We start from the raw sequence: 14,147 nt of genomic DNA, 5'->3' as shown, positions 1-14,147 counted from the left end.
GCATCCCGCTTTCCTATTTGCTCACTATGATGTAAACCCAATATCATCAATCATTACTTTTCCTGGTCCACTTTTGAAACGAAACGTAATTCGGCTAATCTCATCCGCTTTTATCGCTAATTCGTCTGAGCTGAACAGCTCAAGCGGCAGCGTGTAGGTTTGAAATATGGGCTCCGAAGATTCTTTGTATTTCTCATCCTTAATGCGCTCCTCCAGCCAAGGAAAAGCCATAAAGGCAGTATACGTTGGCGGCGCCACAGGCATCACTTTATCTAAGCCTAGCTCTATACTCTCGCCTTCAGTCGTCGTAAGCTCAATCTCTATGACCGGCAGCGGCGGCGGTTCAGTGAGTTCAAATGCGTTATTAGCTGCATCCGCTTTGTCTTTATCCTCTACAGCAATCAAATCACGTTCAAGATTTGCCATCGAAAATACAAGATTGCCCTCCGTTATTTCTGCGGCTTGATCAATCGTTTTTGGCGATAATTCCAAAGCATATTCCGCCCCAGGCTCCGACCATTCCAGCTCGATTCCTTTTGTACCTTTGTTTTTGCCATCGCGGTCTTCAGCTGATGCGATGCTCCAATCGATCATTCCAGCAACACTCGCCTTGCCGCCATTCTTCAGCGCTGTTTTTTGCTTGCCATCATCATACCTAGCAATCTCTGTAAAATCGGACGATTCAAACCGATTGGTATACGCTGTATTTGGGAGCCAATCAATTCCTGACCGATAATCTTCAAAAAGCTGCTTATAGCCGTTTTCTCCTAGCAAAGTAGCTTGCAAAAATGCGGATACATACACTTTGGAAACTTGACGCTGGTCCTCAGCCGCAAGCAGCTCCTTACGACTCAAAAACAGGCCTCCCGGCGGACGCTCATCCATTCTCCCCCAGTCAGAATTAAATTGACTGTGATTAGCATCCGCGATATAAAGAGCTGCCTTAAACTTATCTGTTGACTCTTGGAACTTCGTTCTGCTGTACTGTCGATCACCGTAAAAATTGTTTACATCCGCATCTCGCGCCCCTTGAAGCGTCAAGTAATTTACATCGGTCAGCTGAGCCGATTTATTATCGACTTGCTTATCTGTTGGTGCGATTGCCACAACAGACTCGATTACAACATCATTTAAGCTCTCTAATGTTTTGTCGTCTTTAAACCAGCGATCCGCATCAGAAGCCATAGCTACTGCTTGGCCGCCGCGGGAATGACCAATTAATGCAACCCTGCTTAAGTCAACTTTTCCGGTAAAAGGATTGCCGACTTCTTCGTTCAATTGTTTAATTTGCTGCAAATGCTTAAGAAGTACCCAAGCGCGTACTTTCATATCATTATTAGGTATACCAGACCAAACGGAATAGTTTAAAAAATTCTCATCTACTGAAATGGCTATTATGCCTTGGCTAGCAAGCAGCTCCCCCAAATAGCCATAACCCCCATCAGAGAAATCCTCCATCAAATGATTGCCATGTACGATAAGTGCAATTGGATATGGTCCTTCACCCTCCGGCATCCAGACACGGCCATTTAAAGGCAGAGCATGCTCGTCAAATCCCCAAAATTTTGTTTTCAGTTTTGACCATTCTGTAATATAAGCTGAAGCATCAACTGCCGTAGATCGAAAATCAACCTCTTTGCCAAAAATGACTCTATGCTTATCCAGCCCGCTTCCGTAAGTGAAAGCCTGAAATGCAAACTTCCCATTCTCAGCTGGATCAGGCGCATTTATTGTATTGCGAATGGAATCGCTGTCCAGCGCGACGTCAGCCGTTTGAGACATAGCTGCAGTTCCTGGCCAATAAACAAACAGATAGCTGATCGCTGCAACAGAAGCTGCTCCCACCATAATCAAAAATTTGCCCCGTCGCTTTATTTTTAACTTTAAGAGGATACCGAGCAAACAGCCCGCAGCAGCCCCTATTATGGTAAAAGCTAACGCAATGATAATCGACATGAGTATGCCAAGCTCTGCATAATACAAAATCAGATAAGCCTCTATCGAAGCGTATGTCCATACAGCCGCAAGTCTGCGCGGTATTGGTAAATACAGCATTGAATATATAAATGATAGCAAGTTCGTTGCTAGACTCATAGCAACGATATTCAAAATTAAAAAAAGTAAAATATCAATTGTCGTACCAAGTCCAGTCGGCATGCCAAGCGCGGCTGCCGTCATCGCTAGTGACGCAAATAGAGCTGTGCTTCCTGTAGCAATTCTCGCTATATAATGATCTCGTTCATTTCTAAGCTCGAATCGATTTTTTAACCAAGCCATTATTTTTTTCCATCTTTTTGGCTCAGGAGGCTGCTGCAGCTGAAACTGCGGCTCTTGCAATACTAATTCCATAAATCCCCCTCAACAGTAATCCAGTTTCGGCTATTACGCTTCTCGATATGGACAGGCACTCCAAAAAAATCACTCATAAGTGCGGATGTCAGCACCTCAGAAGTGTCATTTGCTGCAAACACCTTCCCCTTCTTAATTAAAAGCGTTTTTGCAAAGCAAGGCAATATCTCTTCCACGTGATGGGTCACGTAAATAATGGTAGGAGCATTCTGCTCGCCTGCCACAGCAGCTATCATTTGAAGCAGCTGCTCGCGTGCAAATACATCAAGGCCTGTACACGGCTCATCCAGTATTAACAGCTTCGGAGAAGCCATCAGCGCCCTTGCGATCAACACTCGCTGCTTCTCTCCCTGTGACAGCGTGTTGTATGTTCGCTCCATTAAAGCTGTACAGCCAAGTGTTCTCATTAATTCTTCTGCTTGGATCATGTCAGCAGAATCGGTTTGATCATATAGTCCAATGGTTGCAAATTTGCCGCTAAGAACAATTTTCAGAGCAGTCTCAGAGCCGTATAGCTTTTGCTGCAATGAAGTACTAACCCAGCCAATGCTTTTTCTCAGCTCGCGTAAATCAAATTCACCGAATTTTTTCCCAAGTACCGCCATACTGCCCTCAGATGGCCAAATGTAGCCGTTAATCATATTCAGCAATGTTGTTTTGCCAGATCCGTTTAGTCCAAGCAAACACCAATGCTCTCCTTCGTTTACTTTCCAGCTTATTTGTTCCAAAATTTTATTGTTATTTTGTTCCCACGAAACGTTATGAATGTCAATGATCACGATTAACTCTCCCGTCTGTTGACTTTTAAGTATGCTATAAATTTGACTTGGCATATAATATCGACCATTATAATAATACAACGATTCTCGCTTATGTCGAAACCGTTCCAGCTAATAATCACATATATATAATTGTTATATCAGGAGTGATCTGCGTATGAAAACGAATCAACTAAAGCAATGGGCTCATTTTTTTCTGACTTATAAATTTGCGCTCGATGCTGTAGAAACAAAACTTAACATTCTAAATGAAGAATTTCAATTTATTCATGATTACAATCCGATCGAGCATATGAAGACCAGAATCAAAGCGCCAGAGAGCGTCATGCAGAAGCTTCAGCGCAAAGGGCTCCCTATCACTCTTGAGGATGCCAAAGAGCATATTCGGGATATTGCTGGTGTGCGCGTAATCTGTTCCTTCTCTACCGATATTTATCAAATCGTCGACATGATTAGCAAGCAAAGCGACGTGCGCGTCGTTGAGCTCAAGGATTATGTCATCAACCCGAAGCCAAATGGTTATCAGAGCATTCATTTGCTTATTGAGATACCGGTCTTCCTTACCGATCGAACTGAAAATGTGCTTGTAGAAATTCAAATTCGAACGATTGCCATGGATTTCTGGGCAAGTCTCGAGCATAAGATCTATTATAAATTCAATGAGCAAATTCCGCTACATATACAACAGCAGCTCAAAGGCTCTGCCGATATGATTCATCTCCTGGATCGGGAGATGCTTGCTTTGAATGTGGAAGTACAAAAGCACCGTGAGCAAGCTCTAAAATAAAAAAAGCTCCATCCCGATTTACCGGGAAGGAGCTTTTTTTTATTCGGTTAGGTGATCGCGTAATAAAAAGGCACGATAATTAAATTTAACATTAATGCAATTGCTCCGATCGCCATAGACCAACCGCCTAGTCCGCGTGCGCCTTGTCGGTATGCTATAAAGCCAAGTACGACTGATGTTGCACCAATGAGTACAGGCCATAGAAACCAAGACGCAATTGCAAACACAAGTGATACCCATCCAAGAGCATAACCTCCGGACTCGGCATCAACCCGCTCTTCTCTCTCCTCATAACGGTCTTCTCTGCGCTCTGTATGAACCGCTGGATTGCTGATTGCAAAATCAGCAGCCATTTCTTCATTTACATCAATCAAGCGATCCGTCCCCACAACTGGATGGCTTGTTCGTTCCGATCGATCTCGATCATCCAACAATTGTTTATAATCGTCTTCATATTTACCCATCGACCTTCACTCCTTTGGTTTAAAGGTAAGGCAGCAAGTTGACTTTGATTGTTCAGCTTGATCTTGATGAAATAGTCCGAGGTCATCCGCAGCAAATTCTTCTTTAAAATTGGCGCCTGCATGTTGATCGATTTCGATGTTGATTTCACTAGCTCCACAATTATTGCCTTCTTTCCAGAAGTTGCAGTTAGCGACACTACAAGACACGCCTTTTGGCATAAAAAAAATCACCTCCACTATCAAGTTTCCCTGACCGGAGGTGATTCATTCTGCCTTATTTTTGTCCTTGCATACGACGCTGAGTCATGTAATCATTTTCGTAATACGCTAATTCATCACGCAGTTCTTCAAAAACCTTGGAAACACTAAGTACGATACCACGAGAATCACGATTCGGTTTAAAGCGGAAACGAATCGCATCTTGGCCAGTATAAGCATAACGGCCATCTTCAGAATAACATTCGTTCTTCGGATAGAAAAACGCGCTTACGCATTGATGGTAAACCTCATACAGCACGCGTTCCGCATAATCTGTATCAAAATTGGGCCGTCTGAGCAATACTCCCAGCTTTTCAACCGAGACTTCAGAAAAGACCAATAAATGTCTCAAATCGGATAAAAGGCCTTTGTAAAAAGTATGTGCTTCTTCTCCATCATCTTCGCCGGTTAATTGGGGCAAGGAATTGTTATTCAGAAACGGTTCCAGTTGGCTTAACGCATCCTTTAGCTTTGTGCGAGTTGATTCCGTTAGTGCTTTGACGTTGGCAGTTGGCATATAGGTAGTTCCCCTTTCATAATCCAAACACACGTAAAAACTACAATCATCACTATCGTACCACAAATTACATTTAAGTGGTACTGGCGATTCACGCTTTCGTTCGCATATTTTGAGCCTTGGAATCCGAACCTATAGATTAGACTTAGCTCTAATTAGAACGATCAATGGAGGGTTTCAGGCATGCATAGAAAATGGATTGGTGGCCTTACAATTTTAGCCTTAGCTGCTCTGCTTATACCAATGACGCCGATATTTGCCCCTAAAGACGTCAAAAAACCGCCGCAAACGTCTAGTTTTTCTGCAAAACGCGAGCATACGCTCAAAATTGCTGCGCTGCAATCCGATATGAAAGCGACAGCGATGCTTTGCTCCACGGAGTGCTCCAAAGATTTTCAGAAGCTGATGAGCTCCAGTATGGGATCAAAAAACGAAGCGGATCAACAAATCAAGCATATGATGCATGAGCATGCGCACATGGCTTATATTAGCTGGATTTCGGGCAATCGCAGCGTTGATCGAGGAGCCCTCCCACAAACAGAGGATCAGAAAGTGAAATCTTATGTTTCTGAAGCAAAATCACAAGTTAGCAAAGGGGCCAAGTTTGAATCCCCTTCTTTCACAGCCAAAAATGGCAGCCGTTATATGGTGCTGGGTGTGCCAGACTCCAAGCATAGTGGAATCGGTGTGGTCGGTGTCATCAAACAAGATATTTTGAAATCCGTAGAACATCATCAAATGCGCAACCTTAGACTTGTACCTTACCCGGCTGAAGGAAATTACAAAATCGAATCCGTGAAACCAAACTCAACGATCGATACGACTGTTCGTACTGGCGAGGATAACGGTAATGCCAGTCATTATCATGTTCGTGACGTCGTTGTACATTTCGTTAAGCCTCTTTCGGGCAGCGAGCTTGAACAGGTAAAACGCGATATAAATGCGGAGTGGGTTAAACAAGTCGGAGATACTTTTATTTTCCGCTCAAGAAATATTGAAACGGATCAGCTAGTCCGTTATTTCAAGCAAACGTGGAATACCGAATATACAGAACCACATTATTTGTATATGACAAATGAGAGCTCAGCCGCAATCGTTCCAAACGACGCTTTGTACTCAGAGTACCAATGGAATTTGCCATCAATTGAGACGGAAAAGGGCTGGAGTTTATCTAAAGGCAGTGACAAGGTTATTATTGCTGTGCTTGATACCGGCGTGCAAAGCAATCACCCGGATTTGAAGGGAAAGCTTGCTGAAGGCAAAAATATTGTAGACGAAAATGCGGCTCCCGATGATGATGTTGGCCACGGAACCCATGTATCTGGCATCATTGGCGCTACCGTCAACAATAATGAAGGTGTTGCCGGTTTATCATGGTATAACAAAATTATGCCTGTTAAAGTATTGGACAGCAGCGGTGCAGGCTCCACTTATTCCGTCGCTCAAGGTATTATTTGGGCCGTCGATCATGGAGCCAAGGTCATTAATATGAGCTTAGGCAACTATGCGCAGGCAGATTTTCTTCATGACGCGATTAAATACGCCTATGACCATGACGTCGTCATGATTGCAGCCAGCGGTAACGATAATACGGATCGACCGGGGTATCCAGCCGCATATCCGGAAGTATTCGCTGTTGCGGCTACCAACAGCAGCAAAGAAAAAGCTTCATTTTCCAACTATGGCGATTATATAGACGTTGCAGCACCTGGCGACAGCATTGCGAGTACCTATCCTGGCAGTCAATATGCAGCATTGTCCGGCACATCTATGGCAAGTCCCCATGTCGCGGCATTGGCAGGATTGATTCGGTCCATTAATCCTGAGCTATCCAACGTTGAGGTTATGGAAATTATGAGAAAATCAGCTATAGATTTAGGCGCCAAAGGAAAAGACGATTATTTTGGCTATGGAGAAATCGATGTTGATAAAGCACTCCAAGCTGCTTCAAAATACGGTGGAGCGCTGCAAACTTATCCCGATCAGGTAAAAAGAAGGCTTGATCGGATTATGAATAAGTACGGGAAGTAATTCAGCAAACACAATAAAGCACCCATCGCATGCGATGGGTGCTCTTTGTTTTGTAAGTGTAAGGTCGTGCGGAAAGTTTGTCGTAAGCCGGGTTCTGTACTTCTGGTGGTCCAAACGGGAACGACCCTCCCACGATGAAGCGACAATCATCTATCTAGGCCGTACATTGCTATACGGCTCCAGCAACCAACCCGGACGCGCCTCAGGCTAAGGCTGCAGCTTAGGGGCTGCGGCGTCCTCTCGGTCTTGCTCCAGATGGGGTTTACCAGGAACGTAGTCACCTATGCTCCTCGTGGTCTCTTACACCACGGTTCCACCCTTACCTGTTCCGGCTAAAAGCCGGCCATCGGCGGTCCATTTCTGTGGCACTATCCTTCAGCTCGCGCTGACTGGACGTTATCCAGCATCCTGCCCTGCGGAGCCCGGACTTTCCTCTCGCGGCAACAAGGCCGCCAGCGATTGTCTGTCAAACTTTCCGTGGCATCGTTAAGTATACAAGGTATTTCACAAAAGCTCAACCCTCAATGCCATTCCAATCTAACAATAATTTAACTATACAAAAGTAAACGGTTCTGTGTTCAAGGAAGAAGCAACCGCTGTCGTTTCATATTTACTGCTCACAAGCTGTTCATTCAACCAATTTGCAACTTTCTGCTTCATCACTTTTTCAATGTTATGACCAGGGTCGATGATCGTCATTCCTGCAGCCAGCGCATCATGTGCCGTGTGATAATCAATATCTCCAGTAACAAGCACATCAGCGCCAGAAAATACAGCATGGCGTACATACTTGCCGCCTGCTCCACCGAGTACAGCGGCTTTGCGAATGACTCGGTCGAGTGCTCCAACGACTCTCACCGCTGGAACATCAAATAATTGCTTCGCTTGTTCTGCAAGCTCACCCAGTGTCTTCGGCTCGGCTAGCTTGCCGACTCTGCCCAGTCCAAACGATCTGCCCTTTAAATCGACTGAATATAAATCATAAGCAACCTCTTCATACGGATGTGCTTTGAGCATAGCTTGGACCGTTTTGCGGTGGACGCTGTGAGGCACGATCGTTTCAATCCGAATCTCATCAGCACGCTCCAGCTTTCCTTCCTCGCCAATGAACGGGTTCGTTCCTGGTCCAGGAATAAATGTTCCTGTCCCCTTTATATTGAAGCTGCAGTTGCTGTAGCTGCCAATTTTACCTGCTCCTGCGCGCCACATAGCCTCAAGCACTTGCTCGTGATGGCTCTCTGGTACAAATACAACAAGCTTGTACAGCTTATCCGTATGCACTTCCTCCAAACACTGGCGGTTATCCGGCACGATACCGATTAAATCAGCGAGCCAATCATTTATTCCGCCATCTGCCACATCAAGATTGGTATGTGAAATATAAACGGCAATGTCGTTTTTGATAAGCTTCTCGTATAGGCGCCCTGCCGCAGTTGATGTATCCAGCTTGGCAAGCGGCCGATATATGATCGCATGATGAGCGATAATAAGCTCAGCACCTTGCTCGATCGCTTCATCAACAACAGCATCCGTCACATCCAATGCAACGAGGATCTTCTTAATCGGTTTATTTAATGTGCCAAGCTGCAAGCCGATTTTGTCATTCTCAACCGCATAATGCTTAGGCGCAAGCTGCTCCATTAACTGGATCACGGTTTGTCCATTGGCAAGCATTGTAAAACCTCCTCAATCACGTTCATCTCCGCCTGAAACTGCTCGCGTTTACTCGCTGATTCAGCAAGATCAGATCCACCCAGCTGTTCACAAATACGCTCAAGCTTATTCAGCTCATGACGCCATTTTTTAAACAATACAGGTTGCGGCTCACGGAGCAAATACGGACCCATTTGCTTCAAAACACCAAATAGCTTGTCATTCGCCAACTTAACCTTCAGGAAGCTGCCATCATAAAGCTCGCTATTGCGCGCTTTAGCATCCGATACACGTATGGCGTGCATCACTTCATAAATTTTTCCGTCTTCTTCAAGAATGCTTTCTGCAGCCAAATACCAATTATGTTTCAATAGCCATTCGCGTACGACTTCTTCACCTACATTAGGCTGCAGTACAAGCTCTACAACCCCTTCTAGCTTGCCCGCCGCATGACCTGCCTCCAATATATCGCTCATAAGGCTGCCGCCCATACCGGCGATTGTGACCGTGTCAGCCTCACCAGGCTGAAGCACGTTCAGGCCATCGCCTTGCCGCACTGTCAAACGAGCAGTCATTCCAGCAGCAGCCCCTTGCTTCTTCGCTGCCTCATAGGGACCGAGGTTCAGCTCTCCTGCGATCGCTGTAGGGCACTTATCGATTTGCAGCAAATATACGGGGAGCATCGCATGATCCGAGCCTATATCAGCTACACGCGAGCCCGCGGTTACGTAATCTGCAATCTTCTGCAGACGCCTTGATAGTTTTAACATTATACAACCCACACCATCCATTGTTTTCGCATTGAAAATAATATTATGCCGCCTATCGCTATTTTGACAATGAGCTGCAGCTGCAACAAAATCGCATCATTTACGAACATGACCGAGTATAGCTCCGGCATAAACCACACGAGCGCGCAGGTTGCAAACAAAACAGCAGATACCGGCTTCGACCAGCGATGTACGAACCAACTGCTCCAGCCAAATAAACAAGCGATAGGCAGCCAGTACAGCTGCACCTCATACCATTTCGAATCCAGCATAAATTGTGACAGCAGCCACGCATAAACAAGTATAGCCGCCAACCATCCACTTAAATGAAGGGCAGGAATGCGAGCCTTTATTCCGTAAACAACCCAAAAGATCGAACAAAAGGCTAACAAGCCTGTTTTCCAGCCCCAATGATCAAAAGCATGCAGATTCAACATATACAATCCCCCGCCTAGAAGGAGGAGCATTCCCGTACTTGTTATTGCCAATCCAGCTGACTCATTGCGGCTGCGAAGTCGCTGTCCCGTAAGTAAAAAAACAGCCACCGCGCCGACCACAACAGCCATTTGCAATAACGGATGAAATTCGTTAAAATAAAGCACAACAAAGGAAATTAAGGTAAAAGTTCCAAATGTAAGTAGCCATTGCATACCTGTAGCTCGTTGTACTGCGGCGATTGCTTTTCCAACTGTATGATGCTGTTCTTTAGTTGTTTGGATCGTATCTTGATCAGCATACAAATTCAGCAGAAAGTCACAATATTGATCTGGCAGCAGCTTGCTTCGGCGCCAATGATCAATTTCTTTCACGATAATTTGCCGACGATCCTGATTCATAAAATCCCGCTATCCTTTCGGTCGACTTGTCTTGCCTGCACAAGTCCGTATGTATGAGGTTGGCATTTTAGAAAAAAGACCTCGCTGCACGAGCAGAAAGGTCAATATACTAAACATCAAGTTTTTTTATTCAAGGAAATCTTTCAAACGTTTGCTGCGGCTTGGATGACGCAGTTTGCGAAGTGCTTTGGCTTCAATTTGACGAATACGCTCACGCGTAACACCAAATACTTTGCCAACTTCCTCAAGCGTTCTCGTGCGTCCATCATCAAGTCCGAAGCGAAGACGAAGTACATTTTCTTCTCTTTCAGTCAATGTATCGAGTACGTCTTCCAGTTGCTCTTTAAGCAGCTCATACGCAGCAGCATCTGCTGGAGCAAGAGCTTCTTGGTCTTCAATGAAATCACCTAGGTGAGAATCATCTTCTTCCCCGATTGGAGTTTCGAGCGATACTGGTTCTTGTGCGATCTTCATAATCTCGCGAACCTTCTCGGTGCTTAGCTCCATCTCCGCAGCAATTTCCTCCGGTGTCGGTTCGCGTCCAAGTTCTTGGAGCAATTGACGTGATACTCTTATGAGCTTGTTAATCGTTTCCACCATATGAACCGGGATACGAATGGTTCGTGCTTGGTCAGCAATGGCGCGAGTAATCGCTTGACGAATCCACCATGTTGCATACGTACTGAATTTGAAGCCCTTCTGATGGTCAAACTTCTCAACTGCTTTAATAAGTCCCATATTGCCCTCTTGAATCAAATCAAGGAACAACATGCCTCTACCTACATAACGTTTCGCAATACTGACAACAAGCCGCAGGTTCGCTTCCGCAAGTCTACGTTTTGCTTCCTCGTCACCATTCTCAATACGTTGTGCAAGTTCAACCTCATCATCTGCAGAAAGAAGTGGAACCCGACCGATTTCTTTCAAATACATACGTACCGGGTCATTAATTTTTATACCCGGCGGCAAAGCTAGATCATCATCAAAGTTAAAGTCGTCCTGTTCGCGCTCTTGTTCTTCCCCTTGGGCAGCGAGTGGATTTTCTTCGTCATTTTCGTTCAGTACCTCAATCCCAAAATCATCGAGCTGTTCGAAAAATTCATCAATTTGTTCAGGGTCTTGATCGAACGGAGCCAACTTATCCATAATTTCTTTATACGTCAAAGATGACCTCTTTTTGCCTTGCTCAATCAATTGATCCTTCACATGATCCAGTTTTTGTTCGGTATCTAGTTCAGTATGTTGATCATTCGCCATATTCCGACTCCCTCCCCCCTAGAAACGATCTTCCTGTCGTCCTTTGAGCTGTCTCTCTAGGGTTATAATCTCACTTGCTATTTGTGCTGCTGCCAAAAAATCTCCGGTACGCTCAGCACGCACCATTTCTTCTTTCTTGCGTTCAATATCACGATACTGCGGTACTTTAATAATGTCTTGGATATATGCGTCCATCGTCGTATCATCGAACGGAAAGTCACCGTCCATCATCAAAATCGATGCAGCTGTACGTTCTAATCGGTCATCATGCAGCGTTGCAATAAAGCGGCTGACATCCGGATCATAGCCTTGGGCAAAATAAGCGTATAAATAAGCAGCAAGAGCTGCGTGATCCTCTACATTAAACGCATCGCCGAGTCGTTCATGAACCGATTGCGCTACCTCTCGATCCCGCATCATAACGTGCAGCAACCTTCGTTCTGCATGTGTGTAAGCAGGCATAAGAGTAGGTGGTCCAGACTTTCGGGGCTTTTCATTCCTACCATTATTCCACGAATTGTCGTTATTATCCCCTTGCGGTTTCTTTTTTTGCAGCTCCTGTCTAATTTGATGACAGTCCTGTTTCAAAGCATCCAGTGAGATTTCGAACTCTCGTGAAATTTCCTTCAGGTAGACTTCGCGTTCCGTTGAAGAATCAAGCTCTGCAACAATTTGTACCGCCTCAAGCAGATAGTTCTTTCTACCTTCTTCTTTTAGCAGTATATGGTTTTTCCTTGAATATATAAGCTTAAATTTTGTCACCGATACCGGCTGATCCATTATCTCTCGCAAGAAATGTTCCGGACCATATTCGCTTATATAATCATCGGGATCCTTTCCTTTCGGAAGCATCGCCACCGATACTTTGAGGCCTGCGCTTTCAAGCATCGGAATTGATTTGAATGCTGCTGCTTGTCCTGCATCATCACCGTCATAACATACAATGACTTCTTCGGCTTGCCGTTTTAGAATAGCGCAATGTTCTTCGGTCAAAGCCGTTCCCATCGTGGCAATTCCATTTTTTACGCCAGCGCTCCATGATTTAATGACGTCCATGTAACCTTCAAACAATACAACTTGCTTACTCTTTCGAATAGATGGCCGCGCATAGTGCAGATTGTAAAGTGTTCTGCTTTTCGTAAACAGCATCGTTTCCGAGGTATTCAAGTATTTCGGCTGTCCTTCGCCTATAATGCGACCCGCAAACGCGGTAGCTTTGCCGTCTCGATCCCATATCGGAAACATAATGCGATTTCGAAACCGATCCACATATCCACTCCCGTCAGATTTAGCCGAAAGCAATCCGCCTTTTTCCATCAATGCAAGATCAAACCCACGATTCGTTAAAAACCGGGCCAGCAAGTCCCATTCCTCAGGAGCGTAACCAATCATAAAATGATCAATCAGCTTATCACTAAGTCCGCGATCCCGCAAATATTGCTTTGCCGCTTGTCCTTGCTTCGTGTTATTCAGCACATGATGATATAACTTAATTGTCAGCTCATGCGCCTCAATGATCTTGGCTCGGTCTGCATCATGCGGCGTGGATTTCACTCCATCTGGTGATGCCCAGGTTACAGGCATTCCCGCATCCATCGCCAGCACTCGAACAGCTTCAGGAAACGAATAACCTTCCATTTCCTCAAAAAAACGAATAACGTTGCCGCCCTTACCGCAGCCGTAGCAATGGTAAATTTGGAGCTCCGGCGTCACTGTAAATGAGGGAGTCTTCTCCGAATGGAACGGACATAACCCCTTCATATATTTGCCGTGCTTCGTGAGATGAACATATTTCCCGACCGTCTCTACGATGTCATAATGCTTGCGAACCGCATCAATGACCTCTTCCGGTATTTTATTACCGTATGTCATCGTTCATCACCTTCATCCTAGTAACACGTAAATAATATTCGCTATACGTCATGGTTCTCCTGCTCATTTCGTAAAACTTTTGTCAACTTTTGTTGAAACCGTGCACGATCGTCGTTGTTCATCGCTTTTGGCCCTCTTGTTTTGCCTCCGGTACGGCGACGTTTCGCAAGTTCGTGTCTACGTTCCATCAAATAATCAATGTTCTCATCGGTATATTGTTCTCCGCGAGGAGACAATACGACAGCGCCTTTGCCGATTGCTATGCATGCCAGTCCAAAATCTTGTGTAACGACAATATCTCCACGCACAATATGGTTCACAATGTATAGATCGACAGATTGATTGCTTCGGTCCACCTGTACAATATCTACTCCAGGCTGAGGCTCCAGCCGATGGTCGTGAGAAGCAACCATAAGTACTGCTACAGAAAAGAGTCTTGCCGTTTCACCTATTTCCGTTTTTACCGGACATGCATCCGCATCGACCACAATGGTAGGTTTTTGTTGACGAATAGAAAATCACCGCTCGGTTTCAAATTCTTTTCCTATACTATTATATACGGCATAACTCTAAA

General features: G+C 45.0%; 13 protein-coding genes and 1 other RNA gene. 2 read left to right on the top strand and 12 right to left on the bottom strand.

Annotated features, from left to right (window positions below):
* Positions 1-24: 24 nt before the first annotated feature.
* Together AC1DM9_RS06700 and AC1DM9_RS06695 are read right to left on the bottom strand one after the other, a co-directional pair.
* Positions 25-2,349 (bottom strand): alpha/beta hydrolase, encoded by a 2,325-nt coding sequence (locus AC1DM9_RS06700; protein ID WP_477579157.1) that lies wholly within the window; start codon positions 2,347-2,349, stop codon positions 25-27.
* Entirely contained in the window at positions 2,340-3,128 is a 789-nt protein-coding gene (locus tag AC1DM9_RS06695) for an ABC transporter ATP-binding protein (RefSeq protein ID WP_076266911.1), read from the bottom strand. Before AC1DM9_RS06695 ends, AC1DM9_RS06700 begins: the two co-directional genes overlap by 10 nt.
* Before the next feature lie 157 nt (positions 3,129-3,285).
* Here AC1DM9_RS06695 and AC1DM9_RS06690 point away from each other — a divergent pair, with 157 nt between their 5' ends.
* Positions 3,286-3,915 (top strand): GTP pyrophosphokinase, encoded by a 630-nt coding sequence (locus AC1DM9_RS06690; protein ID WP_076266910.1) that lies wholly within the window; start codon positions 3,286-3,288, stop codon positions 3,913-3,915.
* Positions 3,916-3,962: 47 nt separating this feature from the next.
* Here the strand turns inward: AC1DM9_RS06690 and AC1DM9_RS06685 are convergent, their stop codons facing one another.
* Genes AC1DM9_RS06685 through AC1DM9_RS06675 form a run of 3 tightly spaced genes read right to left on the bottom strand, consistent with a single transcriptional unit; the run spans position 3,963 to position 5,154 of the window.
* Complete coding sequence (locus tag AC1DM9_RS06685; RefSeq protein WP_441881079.1) at positions 3,963-4,379, bottom strand: DUF4190 domain-containing protein; 417 nt, start codon at positions 4,377-4,379, stop codon at positions 3,963-3,965.
* 6 nt (positions 4,380-4,385) lie between these two features.
* Positions 4,386-4,598: a DUF1540 domain-containing protein gene (locus AC1DM9_RS06680; protein ID WP_076266909.1), complete on the bottom strand. Its 213-nt coding sequence runs from the start codon at positions 4,596-4,598 to the stop codon at positions 4,386-4,388.
* 55 nt (positions 4,599-4,653) lie between these two features.
* Positions 4,654-5,154 (bottom strand): YpuI family protein, encoded by a 501-nt coding sequence (locus AC1DM9_RS06675; RefSeq protein ID WP_076266908.1) that lies wholly within the window; start codon positions 5,152-5,154, stop codon positions 4,654-4,656.
* Between the two features lie 183 nt (positions 5,155-5,337).
* On the opposite strand from AC1DM9_RS06675, the gene AC1DM9_RS06670 reads away from it, so the two are divergent.
* Positions 5,338-7,185 (top strand): S8 family peptidase, encoded by a 1,848-nt coding sequence (locus AC1DM9_RS06670; RefSeq protein WP_076266907.1) that lies wholly within the window; start codon positions 5,338-5,340, stop codon positions 7,183-7,185.
* A 68-nt stretch (positions 7,186-7,253) separates the two neighbouring features.
* Here AC1DM9_RS06670 and rnpB read toward each other — a convergent pair.
* The 7 genes from rnpB to AC1DM9_RS06635 all read right to left on the bottom strand — a co-directional run bounded on the left by rnpB (position 7,254) and on the right by AC1DM9_RS06635 (position 14,064).
* An RNA gene (gene rnpB, locus AC1DM9_RS06665) (RNase P RNA component class A) lies at positions 7,254-7,660 on the bottom strand.
* 77 nt (positions 7,661-7,737) lie between these two features.
* Positions 7,738-8,859 (bottom strand): Nif3-like dinuclear metal center hexameric protein, encoded by a 1,122-nt coding sequence (locus tag AC1DM9_RS06660; protein WP_477579154.1) that lies wholly within the window; start codon positions 8,857-8,859, stop codon positions 7,738-7,740.
* Positions 8,835-9,608, bottom strand: coding sequence for a tRNA (adenine(22)-N(1))-methyltransferase (locus tag AC1DM9_RS06655; protein WP_441881076.1), 774 nt, complete (start codon positions 9,606-9,608; stop codon positions 8,835-8,837). Before AC1DM9_RS06655 ends, AC1DM9_RS06660 begins: the two co-directional genes overlap by 25 nt.
* Positions 9,608-10,444 (bottom strand): hypothetical protein, encoded by an 837-nt coding sequence (locus tag AC1DM9_RS06650; RefSeq protein ID WP_339203430.1) that lies wholly within the window; start codon positions 10,442-10,444, stop codon positions 9,608-9,610. Before AC1DM9_RS06650 ends, AC1DM9_RS06655 begins: the two co-directional genes overlap by 1 nt.
* Positions 10,445-10,570: 126 nt before the next feature.
* The gene (gene rpoD / locus AC1DM9_RS06645) at positions 10,571-11,701 is read right to left on the bottom strand and encodes an RNA polymerase sigma factor RpoD (RefSeq protein WP_053376806.1); all 1,131 of its coding nucleotides are present in this window, start codon (positions 11,699-11,701) and stop codon (positions 10,571-10,573) included.
* An 18-nt stretch (positions 11,702-11,719) separates the two neighbouring features.
* Complete coding sequence (dnaG, locus tag AC1DM9_RS06640) at positions 11,720-13,573, bottom strand: DNA primase (protein WP_441881074.1); 1,854 nt, start codon at positions 13,571-13,573, stop codon at positions 11,720-11,722.
* A 41-nt stretch (positions 13,574-13,614) separates the two neighbouring features.
* Positions 13,615-14,064, bottom strand: coding sequence for a YaiI/YqxD family protein (locus tag AC1DM9_RS06635; RefSeq protein ID WP_339209682.1), 450 nt, complete (start codon positions 14,062-14,064; stop codon positions 13,615-13,617).
* Positions 14,065-14,147 lie beyond the last annotated feature (83 nt).

The sequence above is a fragment of the Paenibacillus sp. 01T431 genome (assembly GCF_056398625.1).
Note: the sequence above shows the minus strand (reverse complement) of the source record. Positions and strands in the feature narration are given on the sequence as shown.